General features: G+C 42.5%; 14 protein-coding genes. All 14 read left to right on the plus strand.

Annotated elements, in window-relative coordinates:
• The 14 genes from G587_RS0107240 (at position 1) to G587_RS0107310 (ending at position 16,801) form a co-directional block, all read left to right on the plus strand.
• Positions 1 to 1,044: an ABC transporter ATP-binding protein gene (locus tag G587_RS0107240; RefSeq protein WP_026491700.1), complete on the plus strand. Its 1,044-nt coding sequence runs from the start codon at positions 1 to 3 to the stop codon at positions 1,042 to 1,044.
• Entirely contained in the window at positions 1,001 to 1,867 is an 867-nt protein-coding gene (locus G587_RS0107245; RefSeq protein WP_081679364.1) for an ABC transporter ATP-binding protein, read from the plus strand. Before G587_RS0107240 ends, G587_RS0107245 begins: the two co-directional genes overlap by 44 nt.
• A gap of 224 nt (positions 1,868 to 2,091) precedes the next feature.
• The gene (locus G587_RS0107250; protein ID WP_026491702.1) at positions 2,092 to 3,078 is read left to right on the plus strand and encodes a diaminopimelate dehydrogenase; all 987 of its coding nucleotides are present in this window, start codon (positions 2,092 to 2,094) and stop codon (positions 3,076 to 3,078) included.
• Between the two features lie 135 nt (positions 3,079 to 3,213).
• Positions 3,214 to 4,203, plus strand: coding sequence for a helix-turn-helix transcriptional regulator (locus G587_RS0107255; RefSeq protein ID WP_026491703.1), 990 nt, complete (start codon positions 3,214 to 3,216; stop codon positions 4,201 to 4,203).
• Positions 4,204 to 4,285: 82 nt separating this feature from the next.
• A complete protein-coding gene (locus G587_RS0107260; protein ID WP_026491704.1) occupies positions 4,286 to 5,950 on the plus strand; it encodes a SulP family inorganic anion transporter in 1,665 nt (554 codons plus the stop codon).
• Positions 5,951 to 6,046: 96 nt separating this feature from the next.
• Positions 6,047 to 7,693, plus strand: a complete 1,647-nt coding sequence (locus G587_RS0107265; protein WP_026491705.1) for an ABC transporter substrate-binding protein — start codon at positions 6,047 to 6,049, stop codon at positions 7,691 to 7,693.
• Positions 7,690 to 8,613: an ABC transporter permease gene (locus G587_RS0107270; RefSeq protein ID WP_026491706.1), complete on the plus strand. Its 924-nt coding sequence runs from the start codon at positions 7,690 to 7,692 to the stop codon at positions 8,611 to 8,613. Before G587_RS0107265 ends, G587_RS0107270 begins: the two co-directional genes overlap by 4 nt.
• Positions 8,610 to 9,431: an ABC transporter permease gene (locus tag G587_RS0107275; RefSeq protein ID WP_026491707.1), complete on the plus strand. Its 822-nt coding sequence runs from the start codon at positions 8,610 to 8,612 to the stop codon at positions 9,429 to 9,431. The genes G587_RS0107270 and G587_RS0107275 overlap by 4 nt, the downstream gene beginning before the upstream one ends.
• A gap of 3 nt (positions 9,432 to 9,434) precedes the next feature.
• Positions 9,435 to 10,184: an ATP-binding cassette domain-containing protein gene (locus G587_RS0107280; RefSeq protein ID WP_026491708.1), complete on the plus strand. Its 750-nt coding sequence runs from the start codon at positions 9,435 to 9,437 to the stop codon at positions 10,182 to 10,184.
• A gap of 14 nt (positions 10,185 to 10,198) precedes the next feature.
• Complete coding sequence (locus G587_RS0107285; RefSeq protein WP_026491709.1) at positions 10,199 to 10,939, plus strand: ABC transporter ATP-binding protein; 741 nt, start codon at positions 10,199 to 10,201, stop codon at positions 10,937 to 10,939.
• 33 nt (positions 10,940 to 10,972) lie between these two features.
• A complete protein-coding gene (locus tag G587_RS26180; RefSeq protein ID WP_051200866.1) occupies positions 10,973 to 11,761 on the plus strand; it encodes a class I SAM-dependent methyltransferase in 789 nt (262 codons plus the stop codon).
• The gene (locus tag G587_RS26185) at positions 11,762 to 12,532 is read left to right on the plus strand and encodes a class I SAM-dependent methyltransferase (RefSeq protein WP_026491711.1); all 771 of its coding nucleotides are present in this window, start codon (positions 11,762 to 11,764) and stop codon (positions 12,530 to 12,532) included.
• Positions 12,533 to 12,647: 115 nt separating this feature from the next.
• Entirely contained in the window at positions 12,648 to 13,877 is a 1,230-nt protein-coding gene (locus G587_RS0107300; protein ID WP_026491712.1) for a DUF2130 domain-containing protein, read from the plus strand.
• Positions 13,878 to 14,236: 359 nt separating this feature from the next.
• Complete coding sequence (locus tag G587_RS0107310; protein WP_026491714.1) at positions 14,237 to 16,801, plus strand: glycoside hydrolase family 2 TIM barrel-domain containing protein; 2,565 nt, start codon at positions 14,237 to 14,239, stop codon at positions 16,799 to 16,801.
• Positions 16,802 to 16,811: the final 10 nt, after the last annotated feature.

The raw sequence follows: 16,811 nt of genomic DNA on the forward strand, positions 1-16,811 counted from the left end.
ATGGGAAAAGTAATGCTTGAGGTTAAAGACCTCAAAACAAAATATGTAACCAGATTCCATGAGGATGTGTATGCGGTTGATGGTGTTTCCCTTAAGGTAGAAGAAGGAAAATCACTTGGTATTGCCGGAGAGTCCGGATGTGGTAAATCAACACTTGCACTTTCACTTATGGGTTACTATTTCGCCCCACTTCATTATATAAGTGGAGATATCATAGTAGACGGTCAGACAATTTCAAATATGAAGCCCGACGATGTACGTCGTAAGATACTTGGTAACGAGATCGCATACATCCCTCAGGCAGCTATGAATGCTCTGAACCCTACACAGAAGATTATTCGTTTCGTTGAGGATGTTATTCATGCTCATGGAATCAAGATGACAAAAAAAGAGATTTACGATATGGCAAGAGAGCGTTTTGCTGAGCTTGGTCTTCCGGAGGATGTACTTGAAAAGCATGCAGTTGAGCTCTCAGGTGGTATGAAACAGCGTACCGTTATTGCAATATCAACAATTCTTTCACCTAAGGTACTTATTGCCGACGAGCCTTCATCAGCTCTTGACGTTACATCTCAGAAGATGGTTATCAGAATGATGAGACAGCTTATGGAAAAGGGCTACATCAAGTCCATGATCTTCATCACACATGAGCTTCCCCTTCTGTACAATGTAACAGATGATATCGCAGTAATGTATGCTGGACAGTTCGTAGAACTTGGAACAGCCAAGGAGATGGTATTCGATCCGGTTCACCCTTATGCTAAGGGACTTATGGGATCCATCATCGTTCCTGAGGAAGGAATGAAAGCGCATGAGCTTACAGCTCTTCGCGGAACACCTCCGAACCTCAAGAACCCTCCGAAGGGATGCAGATTTGCTCCCAGATGTCCATATGCAGTACCTACATGTACAGCTATGGCACCGGATGAAAAAGAATTTGAGAATGGCAGATGTTATCGCTGCCTGATGTCAGTAAGAAAACTTAGGGAGGTATATGCTAATGGCAACGAATCAAAACCAGAGCCCGAAACAGAATTTGACTGATGCTAATAAGCCGGCACCGAAGCCTTGCCTCTCAGGAAGAGGATTAACAAAGGTATTTGGCCTTGGTAAAACTCAGAAAGTAGCAGTAGATCATGTTGATTTTGACTTCAATGAAGGCGAGATCGTTTCTATAGTAGGTGAGTCAGGAAGTGGAAAGACAACTCTTTCAAAGATGCTTCTTGGACTTTTGAGCACAACTGAAGGAACAATTGAATATCAGGGAAAGCCCCGTGATATAAGCACAAATGCTAAGAAGAAGGAGTATTGGAAAAACATCCAGCCCATCTTCCAGGATCCGTTTTCATCCTACAATATCTTCTATAAGATTGATGCGGTTCTTGATGACTGCTTAAACATGAGAGGCTTCAAGAATCTTCCTGAAGAGCAGAAGATACAGATGAAGACAGAGGCCTGTAGCTTCGTTAACCTTAAGTATGCAGAGCTTACAAACAAGTATCCCTTCGAGCTTTCAGGTGGACAGATGCAGAGACTTATGATCGCAAGAATCTTCCTTCTTAAGCCGAAGATCCTTATGGCCGATGAGCCTACATCCATGATCGATGCCTGCTCAAGAGCAACAATCCTCGATATGCTCTTAAAGCTTCGTGATGAGATCAATATGACAATCATTTTCATCACACACGACATCGGACTTGCTTATTACATCTCCGACAAGGTATATATCATGGAGCATGGCAAATTTGTTGAGTCCGGCACTGCTGAGGAGGTTATCATCAATCCTCAGGCTGATTACACAAAGAGACTTATCAGCGACGTACCGAAGATCTACGAGAAGTGGGATCTTGATACGGTAGTCAGCTGATAAAAACCGACAAACTTAAGCTTTTGACCTACCTTATAATGATTAGTGTATGCTTCGGATACCCCGCTGTTATGGCGGGGTATTTGAGTTTAGGCGAAAGGTGATCTGATTTTGATTTATCACGTTAAAAGACTAAAATTTTGTGTAGATTTTTTTATATTAAATGGCGTATAATGCGGTTTATGGAGTTTCGTTGTGAGCATAGGCTCACGGAAGGAGGATGAATGAGCACTAGAATCGGTATTATCGGATATGGAAATCTTGGAAAGGGAGTGGAACTCGCTGTAAAGGAAGCAAAGGACATGGAGCTTGTTGCTGTATTTACAAGAAGAGATCCCTCATCATTAACAATAAAGACTCAGGGCATCCCTGTTGTTTCTGTAAGTGAAGTTGAGAACTGGAAGGATAAGATTGACGTAATGATCCTTTGCGGCGGAAGCGCAACAGATCTTCCTGTTCAGACACCTGAGTATGCAAAGCTTTTCAATGTTGTAGACAGCTTTGATACACACGCAAGAATTCCCGAGCATTTTGCTAATGTTGACGCAGCTGCAAAGGAAGCTGGCAAGGTTGCGGTTATCTCATGCGGATGGGATCCCGGAATGTTCTCCCTTGCAAGAGTTTACTCAAATGCAATCCTTCCTGACGGAAATGATTATACATTCTGGGGAAAGGGTGTATCACAGGGACATTCTGATGCCATCAGAAGAATCGAAGGTGTCAAGAATGCAAAGCAGTACACAATCCCTGTTGAGAACGCACTTGAAGCAGTAAGAAGCGGTAAGAATCCTGAGCTTACAACAAGAGATAAGCACACTAGAGAATGCTTTGTTGTTCTTGAGGATGGCGCAGATGCTGCAAAGGTAGAGAAGGAAATCAAGGAGATGCCCAACTACTTTGCTGATTATGACACAACAGTACACTTCATCAGTGAAGAAGAGCTTCTTAAGAACCACAGCGGAATGGCTCATGGCGGTTTCGTATTCAGAACAGGTAAGACAGGCGCTGACAAGGAACACAATCATGTAATTGAGTACAGCTTAAAACTTGATTCAAATCCGGAATTTACAACAAGCGTACTTGTTGCAGTAGCAAGAGCAGCAGCTCGTATGAACAAGGAAGGCCAGACAGGCTGCAAGACAATGCTTGATATTCCTCCGGCATACCTTTCAGATAAGAGCGGAGAAGAGCTCAGAGCACATCTTTTATAATTTTACGATACCTAAAAGGAAGGCTTTATGTCTTCCTTTTTTGATTGCAATAAAACACACAAAAGTTTACTATATAAAGAGAACTATCTTTTCAGTATTTTACGTGACAAATGATGATTTTTTAGGAGATGAATTATGCCAAAGGGAACAAATCAGAAGCTTAAACTTTATTATCTGTCAAAAATACTTATGGAAGAGACTGATGATGAGCATGGACTTACCATGCCGGACCTTCTTAGCGAGCTGGAAGCCTATGGCGTATCAGCAGACAGAAAGAGTATTTATACGGATATAGAGGCTCTTAATGACATAGGTCTTGATATTGTCGGTGAAAAGAGTGGCAAGTACTATGTTTATCACATAGGAAGCAGAAAATTTGAGCTTGCTGAGCTAAAGCTCCTTATTGATGCTGTTCAGTCCTTCAAGTTCATTACTGAAAAGAAGTCAAATACGCTTATTAAGAAGCTGACTACCTTTGCAAGCATGTATGAGGCTTCGCAGCTTGAGCGTCAGCTTGCCGTTCAGGGCAGAATTAAGACCATGAACGAGAGTATCTACTATACGGTAGATGATATTCATGCTGCAATTTTGAACAATAAGAAGATCAGCTTCAGGTATATGACCTGGGATACGAATAAGAAACTTGTTCCCAGAAAGGATAAGACATATGTAATAAGTCCCTGGAGACTTACCTGGAATGATGAGAATTATTACCTTATAGCCTTTGATTCCGAGTCAGGTATTATCAAGCATTACCGCGTGGATAAGATGGACAGGCTTGAGATCCTTGATGAGAAGCGCGAAGGAAAAGAACATTTTAAAGCCTTTGATCTTGCTGCATATACAAACAGAGCCTTCGGAATGTTTGGTGGCGATGGGACAATGGTTACCCTGTCTATTAAGGATGAGATGATAGGCATTCTGATTGACAGGTTCGGAAAAGATATATCTGTTAAGCCGTCTAAGAAAAAGGGATGGACAGATGTCAGAGTTGAAGTGGCTGTGAGCGATCAGTTTTTCGGATGGATATTTGGACTTGGTACCAACGTAAAAATCACGGCGCCTGCTTCTGTAGTAAAAGCGTACAAGGAAGAGATAGATAATCTCATAGAATTCTACAAATAAAATAATGCTCCCATTTATGAAACTGTGCTATAATTTGTCTGCATTTTTGCTAATGTTTCATTAAATGGGAGATTTTTTAATTATGAAAAAGGACAAAATCAAGCCGATGCTGTTTTCCGTGATGAAAAAGTACACGGCGAAACAGTTTACTACTGATGTTATTTCCGGAATAATAGTTGCGATCATTGCGCTTCCTCTGTCAATAGCCCTTGCGCTTGCATCAGGCGTTGGACCGGAGGAAGGCCTCTATACTGCAATCGTTGCAGGCTTTATTATTTCATTCCTTGGTGGAAGCCGTGTTCAGATCGCAGGCCCTACAGCAGCATTTGCAACGATCGTTGCGGGCATAGTTGCCACAAACGGAATGGAAGGTCTTATGATGGCCACCATCATAGCCGGTATTCTACTTATTCTTATGGGACTTTTGAGACTTGGAACTCTCATCAAATTTATCCCCTACACAATCACAACAGGATTTACCGCAGGTATCGCGGTTACTATTCTTATTGGACAGATCAAGGATTTCCTCGGACTTACATATCCCAAGGGAACAGTTACTATCGAAACAACTGAAAAGCTTGAAGCTATTGTGAAGAACATAGCGACTATCAACTATCAGGCCCTGATAGTAGGTGTGGTTTGTCTTGCAGTTCTGGTTATCTGGCCCAAGTTCTTTGAGAAGATTCCGGCTTCACTTATAGCTGTTATCGTGGGAATCCTTATGGTAAAAGTACTTGGAATGAAGGTTAATACCATAGGTGACCTTTATACAATAAACGGTGGACTTCCTAAGTTCCATGCTCCTGTATTCAGCTGGCAGCTTATAAGAGCCTCATTTTCAAACGGTTTTACAATTGCTATCCTCGCAGCTATCGAATCACTTCTTTCAGCTGTAGTTGCAGATGGCATGATAGGCTCACACCACAGATCAAATATGGAGCTTATCGCTCAGGGTTGCGGTAATATCGGTTCAGTTCTGTTTGGAGGTATTCCTGCAACAGGTGCTATTGCAAGAACGGCAGCCAATATTAAAAACGGTGGTAGAACACCTATAGCAGGTATTGTCCATTCAATAGTTCTCTGCCTTGTGCTTGTGGTTCTTATGCCTTATGCAGCACTTATTCCCATGCCTACTATTGCGGCTATTCTTTTCCAGGTTGCCTACAATATGTGTCAGTGGAGACCTTTCACACATCTTTGTAAGACAGCTCCTAAGAGTGACATTATCGTGCTTGTATCTACTTTTGTTCTTACAGTAGTATTTGACCTTGTTGTGGCTATCGAAGTTGGTATGGTTCTTGCTTGCCTCCTTTTTATGAAGAGAATGAGCGAAGAGACTTCAGTTCGCGGATGGACTTATGTGGATCCTGATGATGACGATCTTGAAAAGAATGATCCTGACAGCATTGATCTTAAGGTTGTGCCTAAGCATGTCCGTGTTTATGAGATCAACGGCCCCATGTTCTTTGGTGATGCAGATGCTCTTGCAGGCATTACAACCAAGGAATTTACCAAGTGCCTTGTTATCAGAATGAGGAGTGTTCCTGCACTTGATGCTACAGCTATGAGATCACTTGAGATGCTCTATGATGACTGCAAGAGTAAGGGTGTACGCCTTATCTTTTCACATGTTAACGAGCAGCCCATGAGAACTATGGAGAAGGACGGCTTTGTTGAAAAGGTAGGAAGAGAGAACTTCGCTGCACATATTGATGAAGCCCTTGAAAAGGCAGCTGAAACAAAATAAATGAAAAGATATAACCCCCCAGGGGGCTTATAATATATTTTTTGTTGTACTAAACTTCTATTCGTGACTAATGATCATGAATAGGAGTTTTTTATTATGAAGAAAAAAGTTTTATCTATTTTACTTACCGCAGCTATAGCGCTTAGTGCAGTAGGCTGTGGAGGCACAGGTAATACAAATACCGAAAGCTCAAATGAAAGTGCTGAGAGCACAGAGACTACCGGAGATCAGTCAGATGCTGAGACAGGTAGCGAGGGAGCAGATCATGCTGAGGCAGATAGTCAGGATGCAGCAACTGAGGAATCAGCAGCATCCGATGGAACAAAGATCCTTAAAACTGCAGCATCATTTGCATATCCCAGCCTTGATGTGCACAAGGAATACTATGGCTGGTATACATCAATCTATGGTGTTTCCGAGGCGCTTTTCAAAATGAATGAAAATATGGAAGCAGCACCATGCCTTGCTAAGGATGCTACAGTTGACGGTAGTGTCTGGACAATCACATTAAATGATGGCGTTGCATTTTCTAACGGAACACCCCTTACAGCTGAGATGGTAGTTAAGAATCTTCAGAGAGTAGCAGAGGTGAATGAGCGCTTTGCTTATCTTGCAGATTTCGAGATGTCAGCAGTTGATGACAAGACCATCATAATTGATACAAAGGAAGTTTATCCCACACTTCGTAACGAGCTTGCCAGCCCTGAGCTTGGAATGGTGGATCTTGATGCTACAACAGATTTTGATAACGATCCCATTTGTACAGGTCCTTTTGTAATTTCAAGCTTCCAGCCTGAGGGTGACGTAGAAGTTGCAAAGAATGAGAATTACTGGGGAGGAGATGTAAAGCTTGACGGCGCTGTATTCTACTACATGCAGGAGGATGATCCGAAGCTTCTTGCAATGCAGAGCGGTGAGATCGATTGCTACAACAGCGTATCTTCAGCAGCACTTGCCGTATACGAGCAGGAGCCTGAAAATTACAACGTGGTATCTATTCCCGGTGCAAGACTTCAGTTCTACATCCTTAATGAGAATACTCTCGATGATGCTGTAAGGCAGGCGATTAACCTCACTGTAGATAAGGATAAGATTGCTGAGTACTTATCAGGAACAGTTTCACCTGCAGTAGGACCTTTCAGCACAAGCGCTGAGTATGGTAAGGTTACGGTACCTGCTGTGGACACAGATAAGGCTAAGGAGGTTCTTGAGGCGGATGGTTACACACTTGGAAGTGATGGCATCTATGAAAAAGATGGCCAGAAGCTTTCCATCAATATTAAGTACTATGCAGCAAGAGCTCTTGATACACTTGCGCTTCTGATTCAGGAGCAGCTCAAGGCAGTTGGAATTGACTCAGTGCTTGGAGTGGAGGAAGATCCCGATTCAACATACATTGCAAACAGTGACTTTGATCTTGCGCTTTATTGCATGATCGCAGATAAGTCAGGTGATCCGCTTTATTTCATCGAATCAACTCTTAAGGACGGTTCATATTATGACTGCGGCGGATTTGATGATGCTCATTGCGAGGAGCTTATCGATCAGCTGAAATTTGAGACGGATACCACAAAGAGAGCAGAGCTTGCAAATGAGATTGTTCAGATAGCAATCGATGATAACGCCTTCGGATATGTTGGACTTTTCAATAATACAACAGTCCTTCGTCCCGGTGTATCAGGTTTTGCTGAGGATATTCCGTTTGATTTCTACGGAATAGATGCGGAGACAGATATTAAATGATAAAAAAGGCGATTGTAAAAATTGTCAGTTTGATTTCCATATTGATAGTTTTGAGCTTCTTTGTATTTGCACTTCTATATCTGGCACCCGGTGATCCCGCAGAGAAGAGACTTACCTCTCAGGGAGTTGCGGTAACCAAGGAAGTGCTTGACGCAGAACGTGAAAGACTCGGTCTTTTAAAGCCATTCCTCGTTAGATACGGGGAGTGGCTTGTCCGCGTTATCAGAGGAGATTTCGGAGTGTCCTTTAAGGACGATATGCCTGTAGCACCAAAGCTTTATGCAGGACTTAAAAACACGACTATTCTCGCTATGACAAGTCTGCTCCTTTCTCTTGCAATATCATTTTGGTTATCAATTCTTTCAGCAATCCGAAAGAATGGTATTGCGGACAATATCATAAGGCTCTTTTCCTTTATTGGTAATTCGCTGCCAAACTTCCTCATATCCGTTTTGCTCATGTATTTTTTGTGTATAAAAATCAAGCTTTTTCCGGTAATTGCAAAGGGAAATGTTCAGGGGCTCTTCATGCCTGTAATGTCACTTTCAATTCCCATGACCTGCAGGTTTATCAGGCAGATGCGCACGGAATTTCTGACACAGATGAAAGCGGATTATGTTGTCGGAATGTGGGGCCGGGGTGTAAAGGGAAGATACATAGTGATTAATATTTTGAGAAATTCCATCGGACATATTTTCACTATAATAGCGTTGCAGATCGGAACGCTTATGGGAGGAAGTGTTGTAATTGAGACTATTTTCAGGTGGCCAGGCATAGGTAAGCTTGTTATGGATTCAATTACGGCGAGAGATTACCCTGTAATAATGGGCTTTGTAATAATAATGGGAACAATATATGTGGTGATAAATCAGCTATCAGATATACTTAGTCACTGCATGGATCCAAGGACTAATTTATGAAACATGGAACGCGTAGAGAGAAAAGGCTTAGAAACAGAATAATTGCCACGGCTGTGCTTGCACTTTTGATAATTCTTGCGACTACATTTGCTGGGATTCTGGCTCCAAATGATCCTTATGCCACAAGCGCATCCTCTATAAGAATGGCACCGGGGGCACAGTATCCCTTTGGAACGGATAACCTTGGGAGATGCGTTTTTTCAAGAGTTTTGTATGGCGGAAGAACTACGATTGCTGCTACCTTTCTGCTGGTATTCATCTCGTTTTTGATAGGAACCGTGATAGGAATGTTGTGCGGATACTATGGTGGAATTCTTGATACAGTGCTTATGAGACTTGCGGACATTATGCTAGCCTTTCCTCAGATGGTGGTTGCAATTGCAGTAGCGGGAATATTAAATGCCGGAATGACAGGAGCCATGGTGGCCCTTGGAATTACTATGTGGGTCAGCTTTGCGAGACTCGCGAGGAGCCATACCTTTTCAATAAAAAATGAGGCTTACATTCAGGCTGCCTTTTTCGCGGGAAAGAGTGATTTTTATATAATCATGGTTCATATATTTCCCAATCTTCTGGCGCCTGTTCTGACAAATGCACTGACTCAGATAGGAACGACCATGATAGGTTTATCGGGCCTGTCGTTTTTGGGGCTTGGTGTTGTACCGCCAAAGGCTGAATGGGGCTCCATGATAAGTGAAGGAAGGGCGTATATTCAGATAGCGCCATGGGCAGTTCTTTTCCCGGCACTTGCGACGATTATCACAATTATTATCTTCAATTATCTTGGGGATGCTGTGATGGATTACATGGAGGTGTGACAAATGGCAGAGAGTTTACTTCAGATCAGGAATCTGTCCGCCTCCTATGATGAAAGCTTTGTGCTGAAGGGGATTGACTTAACCGTGTATAAAGGCGAGATACTCTGTATCGTCGGCGAGAGCGGATCCGGAAAGTCTACACTGATAAAGGCAATATGCAGTGACAAGAGCGTCAGGGTGACGGAGGGGGACATTTTATTCAGAGAGAAAAGATGTGGTCATGAACTTCTTGGCAGCAGCATAGGACTTGTTCAACAAAATCCTGAGGGAGCATTTAATCCGCTAAGGGCCTTTGATGTCCAGTTTAAGGAAACTTTGAAGAGTCACAAACGTGAACTCGATAAGAAAAAGCTTTCCGGGATTTTTACAACCCTTGGACTTAAGGATGCTGAAAAGCTGCTGAAGATGAAACCCTTTGAAATGAGTGGAGGCATGAATCAGAGAATGGCCATAGCAGCGTCTCTTATACTAGAGCCAGAGCTCCTTTTGTGTGACGAGATAACCAGTGCTCTGGATGTGTCAACCGCTATTGCTGCTGTGGATGAGCTATTAAGGCTTCGCAGTGAGCTTGGGGTTACCATCGTTTTTGTAACTCACAACCTGGGAATAGCAGCCAATATTGCGGATAGAGTGGCTATTATGTACCAGGGGAAAATTGTTGAGATTGGAGATGCCGGTGATGTCCTTAGGAATCCGAAGCATGATTATACAAAGGGACTTTTAAGGGATGTTCCGAAGCTAAAACTAAGTTAAAGGCGATGTAAGATATGGTTTTACTTGAGGGTAAAAATCTTAATAAATGTTTCAATGATAAGCAGGGGTACACCAATGCCCTGAAGGATGTGAGCTTTTCGTTAAACAAGGGCGAAGTCCTTGGCGTAGTCGGCGAGAGCGGCTCGGGAAAGAGTACTCTTTTGAGGGTGGTTTCGGGAATGATTCCGCCAACAGGAGGATCCCTCCTTTATAAGGGTGAAGAATATACAGGGAAAAGGCCCAGGAAGACAGGCGAGTTCCTTCAGGTGATCTTCCAGAATGCAAAGAGCTCCTTTGACCCGAGAATGACTATGGAAAAAGCCATTTTGGAAAATGGAAGAGGAAAAAAGGACAGGGCTGAGATCTTAGAGCTTCTTAAGCTGGTTGGCCTCGAGGAGAGACAGCTTTCAAAAAGGGCAGGGGAGCTTTCCGGCGGTCAGTGCCAGAGAATGTCAATTGCAAGAGCTTTTTATTCGGAAGCTGAAATACTTCTCTGTGATGAAATAACCAGTGCGCTTGATGTATCTACCCAGGCGAGGGTAGTTGAGCTATTACAGAAATTAAAAAGTGATGGGAAGTTGTCAGCGATTTTCATATCCCATGACATTGCACTTGTCAGCATGATCTGTGACAAAATCATGGTGATGAAGGGCGGAAGATGCGTGGAACAGGGAACAACTGCTGAGGTTATTGGCAGCCCTAAGGATGAGTATACAAAGCTACTGATTGACAGTGCCAGAAGACAGAGTGTATAAGATTGTAATTGGCATAATGAGTAAGGATTGAAAATGTTTAGTAATAAGAATTCTATAAGTATAAAAAATCACGAATATTGGATTGATAGAGCCAGTGGGTACTCTGAGGTCAACAGGGAAGAGCTTGATGGCGACCAGAGGAAAAGGTGGTCTAAACTGCTTGATGAAGAAATAATGGAGCATTTTGGTATTTCTCCGGATGATAGAAGAAATATCAGAATTCTTGATATTGGTGCAGGCCCCGGTTTTATTTCTATAATTCTCGCAGAGCTGGGATACAGCGTGACTGCGGCAGATTTTGCCAGGACCATGCTTAAGGAAGCAAAGAAGAATGCGGGAGAGCTTGCAGATAGAATTGAATTCAGGACAGAGAATGCCATGGAACTGGGATTTGCTGATGACAGCTTTGATGTGGTCTTTTCAAGGAATCTCACATGGAATCTTCCGGATCCTCAAAAGGCCTATGGTGAATGGATGAGAGTTCTTAAAAACGGAGGTATGATGCTTGTTTTTGATGCCAACTGGTATGCTTATCTTCGCGATGAAGATAAGAAGGCGCAGTATGAGCAGGATAGAGTCAATGTGAAGGAAAAGGGCTTTGGAGATTATAATATAGGTGACAATTTTGATGTCATGGAGCATATAGCTGAGAAGCTTCCGCTTACCGGGATAGACAGACCTGCCTGGGATGTGGACTATTTTCGTAAAAACAGGGTGAAATCCGTAACAAGTATAGAAGACATAGGTTCAAGGGTTTACACGGAAAAAGAGCTGGTAAACTATGCATCGACTCCTATGTTTATGGTAAAGGTTGTTTTATAAATGAGTGAATTAAAGTACATTCCCTTTGAGGAAGAGTCAGAGGGTATTAAGGATAGAGTAACGAACTATTGGACAGAGAGAGCTGAGAGCTTTTTCGAACAGAGACAGCATGAGCTTAACAGTTCAAAGGCAGGAAAGTGGCTGTTTGAAATAAAGAAAAAGATGGGAGAGGCTTTCGGAGACAGAACTCTTAAGATTCTTGATGTTGGCTGCGGCGCCGGATATTTTCCTGTGCTTCTTGGAAAAGAAGGACAGGAAGTAACGGGGATAGACCTTACGCAGAAGATGATAGATGAGGCAAGGGAGCTTATCAGGCTTAACGGACCATATGAGAAATCGGTTGAGGTCAAAGTGATGGATGCGGAGGAGCTTTCCTTCGAGGATGAGACCTTCGACATGGTAATCACAAGGAATCTTACCTGGACACTGCCCCATCCTGTGGAGGCGTATAAGGAATGGCTTAGGGTACTGAAAAAAGGAGGGCTTCTTCTTAATTTCGACGCTGAATACGCCAAGGGTGCGCATAACCTTAAGACATTAGAGAATCTGGCTCACAGAAATATAAGCGATAAGCTTAAGGACGAATGCCATGAGATATATCATATGCTTACAATAAGCGCTTTAGACAGACCTGAGTGGGACAGGGAGATCCTGGAGAGACTGGGATACTGTAATATCCAGTGTGATACAGGATTTGCGGATAGAATTTTCTCTGAGAAGGATGAATTCTATATTCCGGATAGGATGTTTATGATAAGTGCAAGGAAATAGAGCCGTAGGGCTCTTTTTTCATATTACGCGATTGGTGTGTTCGGATCTGACATGATAAGTTATACTATATTTTAGGGGATAATAGTAATTCAAGATATATTCCGGGAGGATTGAAATGGCAGAACTAAAGTGTCCACATTGCGGACAGGTATTTTCTGTGGATGATACAGAGCTAAGCTCGATTGTGAGCCAGATAAGGGATGAGGAGTTTAACAAGGATGTTGAGAAGCGAATAAATGAACTTCAGCAGCATCTTGGGGAAAAGCACAAGCTGGAGCTGGATGCAGTTAACTCTGATCTGAAGCTTAAGATGCAAGCGGAATTTGAGAAGCAGCTACAGCAGCTTCGTTCAGAGCATGAAAAGGAACTCGGTAAACTTAGGGAGGTGGTTTCCAAGGCTGAGCTGGAAAAGCAGAAGCTTACGGGACAGATTGAGAGAGCTGAAGATAAGCAGAAGGCAGCAGTTCTTGAGGCTGTAAAAGAAGTTGAGGATGAAAAGCGTGACCTTGAGAGAAATCTTCAGGCAGAAAAAGAGAAGTCTCAGATTCTTCTCGCCCAGAAGGATGAGCAGATAGAATTCTATAAGGATTTAAAGACAAAGATGTCCACTAAGATGGTTGGTGAAACCTTGGAGCAGCACTGTGAGATACAGTTTAATCAGCTTAGGGCAACCGCTTTTAATAATGCATATTTTGAGAAGGACAATGATGCCAGATCCGGAAGTAAGGGTGATTATATTTACCGCGAGAACGACGAATTCGGTAATGAAATCATATCTATCATGTTTGAGATGAAAAACGAGATGGATACTACTTCCACAAAGCATAAGAATGAGGACTTCTTCAAGGAACTTGATAAGGACAGAAGGGAGAAAAACTGCGAATATGCCGTTCTGGTATCTCTTCTTGAGTCTGACAGTGAACTCTACAATGCAGGAATAGTGGATGTTTCCTACAAATATGACAAGATGTATGTTGTAAGACCCCAGTGCTTTATCCCGATGATCACACTGCTCAGGAATGCTGCAATGAATGCACTCATGTACAAACAGGAGCTTGCAGAGATCAGGAACCAGGATATTGATATTTCCAATTTCGAGGACAGTCTTTTAAAGTTCAAGGATGACTTTGGAAGAAATTATGAGCTTGCTCATTCTCACTTTGATAAGGCTATAGATGAAATTGATAAGACTATACAACACCTTGAAAAGGTTAAGAAAGAACTTCAGGGTTCAGATAATCAGCTTAGGATTGCCAACAATAAGGTGGATGAGGTAAGTGTTAAGAGATTAACCAGGGGGAATCCAACAATGCAGGCAAAGTTCGAAGGACTTCAAAAAAAGTAAGTGTAAAAAAATTAGAGGGGGAGTGCTTTGGATAAAAGAAAACGGTTACAGAGGAAGGGCAGAAATCTTGGGGTTATTCTGCTGTCTTTACCCACACTGATTTGGTATGTAATATTCTGTTATTTGTCTATGTTCGGAATCGTAATTGCTTTTAAGCGATATAAACCGATTCCGGGCAAACTTAAAACGCCAGCTGGTCTGCATTTTTTCAGTTCCGGGGTCCAATGAGGCTCCGGTCTTTTATTTGAGCAAGAAATGAATATAAGAAGTAAAGAATTGAATATATATTTGTGCGTAGATTTATAAATAATTAAAGTTAGAAACAATATAGCATTATTCGAAATTGGGAGATTTGGTGTATGAAAAATATATGCATTGATGAAAATTGGACATTTAGAAGAGGGTTTGTAGATTCTCTTGGAGCACTTAAAGAGGATCCCGGGACATTGGTTAATATTCCACATGATGGAATGATTGGAACGGATGTATCACCTGATGCGCCTGCAAAATCTGACAGCGGGTATTTCGTTGGAGGCCTTACAAACTATACCAAATATATAATGATTCCAAAGGAATGGGAAAATGAGTGTGTGGGGTTAAAATTTGACGGTGCAATGATGAATGTCACTATCGATGTAAACGGCTGTAAGGTAGGAAGTCAGCACTACGGATATGCACCTTTTTATGTAGACCTTACGGATTATGTAACCTTTGGAGAGGAAAATCGCGTAACGATTAACTGTAATACCAGTATGCATGTAAATTCCCGCTGGTACACAGGCTCTGGATTATATCGCGGTGTGAACCTATGCCATGGACCCAGAGTTCATATAGTTAATGACGGAGTATTTGTTTATACAAAGGAAGTAGCAGAGGGCTATGCTTTTGCAGAGGCTGAGGTTACTGTGAAAAATGAGACACTTCAAAACAGACTGGTTGAAGTAGAGATAACTGTGTCCAGAGAAGTTTCAAGTAAAAAGACAGACGAAGCTTCAAAGGGGAAATGCATAACATCTGAAATTATAGATGAAGAGGCGGCAGAAGTTGTTAGCAGAGCAAAGCGTGTAATTCAAATCAATTCCGGAAAATCAGAGACGGCAAAAATAACATTGAATATTAAAAATCCTGCGTTATGGAACGCTGATAACCCAAACCTCTATAAGGTAAAGGTTCAGGTAAAGAGTCTCGGAGTATATCGCACCCATTTTATTCCTGAAAAAACAGATGATATCGATGAGGCTGAAACTCTTTTTGGAATAAGAACAATAACGGCTGATTCTGTAAGTGGGCTTAGAATCAACGGGCAAACAGTTAAGCTAAAGGGCGGATGCCTTCATCACGACAATGGCCTTCTTGGCAGTGTTTCCTTATATGAAACCGAAGCACGAAAAATAAAGAAGCTGAAGGAAGTGGGCTTTAACGCAATCAGAACTGCTCATAATCCGCCGTCCGCAGCGCTCATAGAGGCCTGCGACAGGCTTGGGATGTACGTCTTCGACGAAGCTTTTGATGCCTGGGGTATGGCAAAGCGCGGTGGTGATTACAGTCAGTTCTTTGAAAACGACTGGAAGAAGGATTTAGTAGCTTTTGTAAAAAGGGATAGAAGCCATCCGTCTGTTATTTTATGGTCAACGGGTAATGAGATTCCTGAGCGAGGAGGACTTGATAACGGCTATACCCTTGCTACAGAGCTTGCAAATACAATAAGAAGTCTTGATGGTACAAGACCTGTAAGTAATGGAATCTGTTCTCTTTGGAGCGGCCTTGATGATGAGCTTATGAAAAATCAGAGCCAGAAACAGAATTCATCAGAAGGTCTTATTGATACGAGCTGGGAGACTATAACTGAACCCTTTACTAACGGGCTTGATGTAGTGGGTTATAACTACATGGAAGAATTATATGAACGCGATCATGAGATGTTCCCGGAGAGAGTAATCTTAGGATCTGAGAACTTCCCTAAGGAAATTGGTTTCAGGTGGCCGCTTGTGGAAAAGCTACCATATGTTATTGGTGAGTTCACCTGGACCGCCTGGGATTATATTGGAGAAGCAGGAATAGGTAAGTCTGATCACATTGATGAGAATGATCCGAGAATAAAAACAGGTGGTTGGTATCTCATGCCTCCTACGGCTTCTCCCTATCCATGGAGACTTGCCAATGATGCGGACTTCGATATCACCGGACATATGCTTCCGCAGGGGGTCTACAGGAGCATTGTGTGGGGGAGTGATAAAACACACCTGTTTTCAATGCATCCGGATACCTTTGGAAAAACTGAGATGATGACAATGTGGGGATTTACGGCAGTTACAGAAAGCTGGAATTATAAAGGGTACGAGGGTAAGCCCATAAGGCTTGTAGTATTCTCAAATGCCGATGAAGTGGAAGTTTTTGTTAACGGTGAATCTATTGGAAGAAAGCCTGTCAGCACTAAGCGACCCATGCCAAACTCCGCATATTTCGATACAGTTTATGCTTCCGGAAAGGTGGAGGCAATAAGTTATGTTGGGGGAAAGGAAGTAAGCAGAGATATCCTACAGACGACAGGAACCCCTGCAAAAGTACGCCTCATACCGGAAAAGAAGCAGATGAAGGCTGATGGACACGACGTGGTCTATGTGGGAATTGAAATTGTTGATAGTGAAGGAAATGTAATTCCTGATGCGGAAATAACACTAAAGGCTGAATTGAAGTTTGATTCAGCTGATGGGCAGGGAAAAGATGCATCAGGGTGCGCATGCCTTGCAGGTTTTGGCTCAGGAAATCCCATAACGGAGGATAACTACACCGATGGCGAGACAGTAACCTTCCGCGGCAGGGCAACAGCTATCCTTAGAGCCGGATACGAGCAGGGAAAGTCTCAGCTTAAGATCTTTGCAGAGGGGTTAGAGGCAGTTCAAGAGGATTTTGATTTGGTATGAAAAATGGGTA

The sequence above is a fragment of the Butyrivibrio sp. XPD2002 genome, from assembly GCF_000423945.1.
Classification (GTDB): Bacteria; Bacillota; Clostridia; order Lachnospirales; family Lachnospiraceae; genus Butyrivibrio.